Source organism: Kineococcus indalonis (assembly GCF_009906395.1).
GTDB lineage: Bacteria > Actinomycetota > Actinomycetes > Actinomycetales > Kineococcaceae > Kineococcus > Kineococcus indalonis.
This window is the reverse complement of sequence record NZ_JAAALM010000390.1, coordinates 1-3,847: the sequence shown is the minus strand read 5'-3', so window position 1 is coordinate 3,847 and position 3,847 is coordinate 1. Positions and strand designations below refer to the sequence as shown.

The 3,847-nt window shown below is 74.6% G+C and carries 3 protein-coding genes; 1 reads left to right on the top strand and 2 read right to left on the bottom strand.

The genetic code is table 11. The features are described 5' to 3' along the window. A partial coding sequence (locus tag GTR00_RS16225; protein WP_166612626.1) for a class I SAM-dependent methyltransferase occupies nt 1-887 on the bottom strand: 887 nt, incomplete at its 3' end. Between the two features lie 179 nt (nt 888-1,066). Between GTR00_RS16225 and rpsA the strand changes: the two genes are divergently transcribed. Then, nucleotides 1,067-2,584 (top strand): 30S ribosomal protein S1, encoded by a 1,518-nt coding sequence (rpsA, locus tag GTR00_RS16220; protein ID WP_166612625.1) that lies wholly within the window; start codon nt 1,067-1,069, stop codon nt 2,582-2,584. Nucleotides 2,585-2,696: 112 nt separating this feature from the next. Here the strand turns inward: rpsA and GTR00_RS16215 are convergent, their stop codons facing one another. Then, complete coding sequence (locus tag GTR00_RS16215) at nt 2,697-3,797, bottom strand: LacI family DNA-binding transcriptional regulator (protein WP_166612624.1); 1,101 nt, start codon at nt 3,795-3,797, stop codon at nt 2,697-2,699. Nucleotides 3,798-3,847 lie beyond the last annotated feature (50 nt).

The window sequence follows — 3,847 nt, the reverse complement described above, 5'->3', positions numbered from 1 at the left end:
GAGCAGACCAGCACGAGCGTGCCGGGCACCAGCTCCCCGCGCAGCCGGCTCCAGCCCCCCCACACCGCCTCGCCGGCCGACCACTCCGGCTCCACGAGGTCCTCCAGGAGCAGGCCGGCACCGCGCACCAGGCGCACCCAGTCGCCGACCGTGCGGTGGTGCTCGGCGTAGGTGACGTGCGTGCGCCCGTCGGCGCCGGTGGTCGTCTCCACGTAGGCGCGGCGGTCGAAGTAGGAGTGGTGCACGGTCAGGCCCTCGCGGCCCGGCACGTCCGGCAGGGCCCAGCGCACCGGGTGGGGCACGCTGGCCGCGAACCTCCCCCCGGGGCGCAGGACCCGGGCGGCCTCGGCCAGCACCCGGTCGGCGTCCGCCACGAACGGCAGCGCGCCGTAGGAGGTGAACACGACGTCGAAGGCGCCGTCGGCGAACGGCAGGGCGCGCGCGTCGCACTGCACCAGCGGGGTGCGCGCGCCGGCCTCGGCGTCGGCGGCCAGCCCCTGGGCGAGCATCCCCGCCGACAGGTCGCACGCCACCACGTGCGCCCCGCGCCCGGCGAGCCAGCGCGAGCACTGGGCCGCGCCCGCCCCCACCTCCAGCACGCGGCGCCCGCGCACGTCCCCGAGCAGGCCCGCGTCGGCCTCGCGCAGCCCCTCCGGCCCCCACACCAGGTCCGAGCCGGTGCGCGCGTCGCCGAGGAAGGCGCCGTGCTCGGCGCGGTAGCCGGCGGCCTCGGCGTCCCACCAGCGGCGCTGGGCCGCCACCGCCTCGGCCGCGTCGACGGCGCGGCGCTGCACGCCCGGCACGTCCTCCCCGCCGGGGGCACCACCTGGCGCACCCGCGCCGGGCCGGTCGTCGGGGGCGGGTCGATCACCGTTCACGGCCGCCATCCTGGCGCACCCGCCGGTGCACAGGGGGAGGGGTCCTTTGCCTGTGCGCAGCAGCCCGAGTACGCTGGTGCGGCGCGCGCCCGTCGACCGTCCCCCCACTCGGAACGATCCCGGCGCCGTGACGGCCGGAAACCCCCGGGCGTGACCCTACGAGTGTCCCTGACGGAGTCCCTACCTCCATGACGACCACGACGACCGCTCCGGCGAGCGGCACCCCTCAGATCGCGATCAACGACATCGGGTCGGCTGAGGACTTCCTCGCAGCGGTCGATGCGACCATCAAGTACTTCAACGACGGTGACATCGTCTCCGGCACCATCGTGAAGGTCGACCGTGACGAGGTCCTCCTCGACATCGGTTACAAGACCGAGGGCGTCATCCCCTCGCGCGAGCTCTCGATCAAGCACGACGTCGACCCCAACGAGGTCGTGGGCGTCGGCGACGAGGTCGAGGCCCTGGTCCTCCAGAAGGAGGACAAGGAAGGCCGCCTGATCCTGTCCAAGAAGCGCGCGCAGTACGAGCGCGCCTGGGGCACGATCGAGGCGAAGAAGGAGGCCGACGAGGTCGTCGAGGGCACCGTCATCGAGGTCGTCAAGGGTGGCCTCATCCTCGACATCGGCCTGCGCGGGTTCCTGCCGGCGTCCCTGGTCGAGATGCGCCGCGTGCGCGACCTGCAGCCCTACGTGGGCAAGACGATCGAAGCCAAGATCATCGAGCTGGACAAGAACCGCAACAACGTGGTCCTGTCCCGCCGCGCCTGGCTCGAGCAGACCCAGTCCGAGGTGCGCCAGACCTTCCTGCAGACCCTGCAGAAGGGCCAGGTCCGCTCCGGCGTGGTCTCCTCCATCGTCAACTTCGGCGCGTTCGTCGACCTGGGCGGCGTGGACGGCCTCGTGCACGTCTCCGAGCTGTCCTGGAAGCACATCGACCACCCCTCCGAGGTCGTCGAGGTCGGCCAGGAGGTCACCGTCGAGGTGCTCGACGTCGACATGGACCGCGAGCGCGTGTCCCTGTCGCTGAAGGCCACCCAGGAAGACCCGTGGCAGCAGTTCGCGCGCACCCACGCGATCGGCCAGGTCGTGCCCGGCAAGGTCACCAAGCTCGTCCCGTTCGGCGCGTTCGTGCGCGTCGACGACGGCATCGAGGGCCTGGTGCACATCTCCGAGCTGGCCGAGCGCCACGTCGAGGTGCCCGAGCAGGTCGTCCAGGTGAACCAGGACATCTTCGTCAAGGTCATCGACATCGACCTGGAGCGCCGCCGGATCTCCCTGTCGCTGAAGCAGGCCACCGAGTCCCTCGCCGCCTCCGGCGACGAGTTCGACCCGTCGCTCTACGGCATGGCCGCCGACTACGACGAGCAGGGCAACTACAAGTACCCCGAGGGCTTCGACCCGGAGACCAACGAGTGGCTCGAGGGCTACGAGGCCCAGCGCGAGGAGTGGGAGGCGCAGTACGCGCTGGCCCACGAGCGCTGGGAGGCGCACCGCCGCCAGGTCGCCGAGCAGGCCGAGGCCGAGGCGCGCGCCGAGGCCGAGGGCGTGCCCGCCGCTGCGGCGTCGTCCTCCTCCTCGTCGTCCTCCTCGAGCTCCGGCTCGGCTCCGTCCTCCTACACCTCGGAGGCCCCGGAGGCCGCGGGCACCCTCGCGTCCGACGAGGCCCTCGCCGCGCTGCGCGAGAAGCTCACCGGCGGGCAGTGACCCGCACCGGCCGGGACCGCGTCCGACGCGGTCCCGGCCGGGACGCACCACCCGCACGCACCAGGGCCCCGGTCGACGACGTCGACCGGGGCCCTGGTGCGTGCGGGCCCCCTCAGGGGGCCGGGGCGGCGGGCTCGCGCGCCGCGGGGGGCGTCGGCGCCCGTCCGCCGGTGCGCGGTGTGGACGGCGCCGGCCCGGTGCTGGCGCGCAGCACCAACCCGGGCGTGACCGCCCCCGGTTCCACCACCCGCTGCGCGAGCCGCCCCAGCAGCACGCGCACGCAGCGGCGCCCGATCTCGGTGAAGTCCTGGTGCACCGTGGTCAGCGGCGGGTTGAGGTACGCGGCCTCGGGGACGTCGTCGAAGCCGACGACGCTGACGTCGCCGGGCACCGACAGCCCCCTCTCGGTGACCGCGCGCACCACGCCGATCGCCATGTGGTCGTTGCCGCAGAAGACCGCGGTGGCCCCCGCCGCCAGCACCTCGCGCCCGGCGCGGTACCCGGACGCGGCCGTCCAGTCCCCGCGCACCGGTCGCGGGACCACCCGCATGGCTTCCACCAGCGCCGTGCGCCACCCCGTCGAGCGCGCCCGCGACTCGGCCCAGTCGCCCGGGCCGCCCACGTGGTGCACCGTGCGGTGCCCCAGCGAGAGCAGGTGCTCGGTGACCTCCCGGGCGGCGGCCACCTCGCTCCAGTAGGCGTCGGGCACGCCGGCGCCGTCCAGGCCGGGGGCGAGCACGCACGGGAAGGCGGCGTCGGCGGCGGCCACGGCGGCCTGCGAGGCGTCCTCGGGCACCACGGCAATCGCGCCGTCGACCGACTGGCCGCGCAGCTCCTGGAACGCCTCGGCCACGGTCGCCGGCAGCAGGTCGCTGACCATGACGACGGTGACGGAGTAGCCCGCGGCGCGGGCGGCCTCCTGCACCCCCACCAGGGTCAGGGCCGGGCCGTACAGCGAGGTGCTGGCGGCCACGACGCCGATGCGGTGCGAGCGGCGGGTGACCAGCGCGCGCGCCGCGGCGTTGGGCTGGTAACCCAGTTCGGCGATGGCCTGCTCGACGCGTTCGCGGGTGCGCCGCGCCACCGAGCCGGAACCGCGCACGACGCGCGAGACGGTCTGCTGGGACACCCCGGCGAGCTCGGCGACGTCCGCCAGCACCGGGGTCCGCGGTGTCCCACCCGGCGGCGGCGCCGGGTCACCGGGACGGCTCATCTGCGTTTCCTGCCTGTCACCGCGCCGGGCGGGCGCGGTGACAGGCAGGA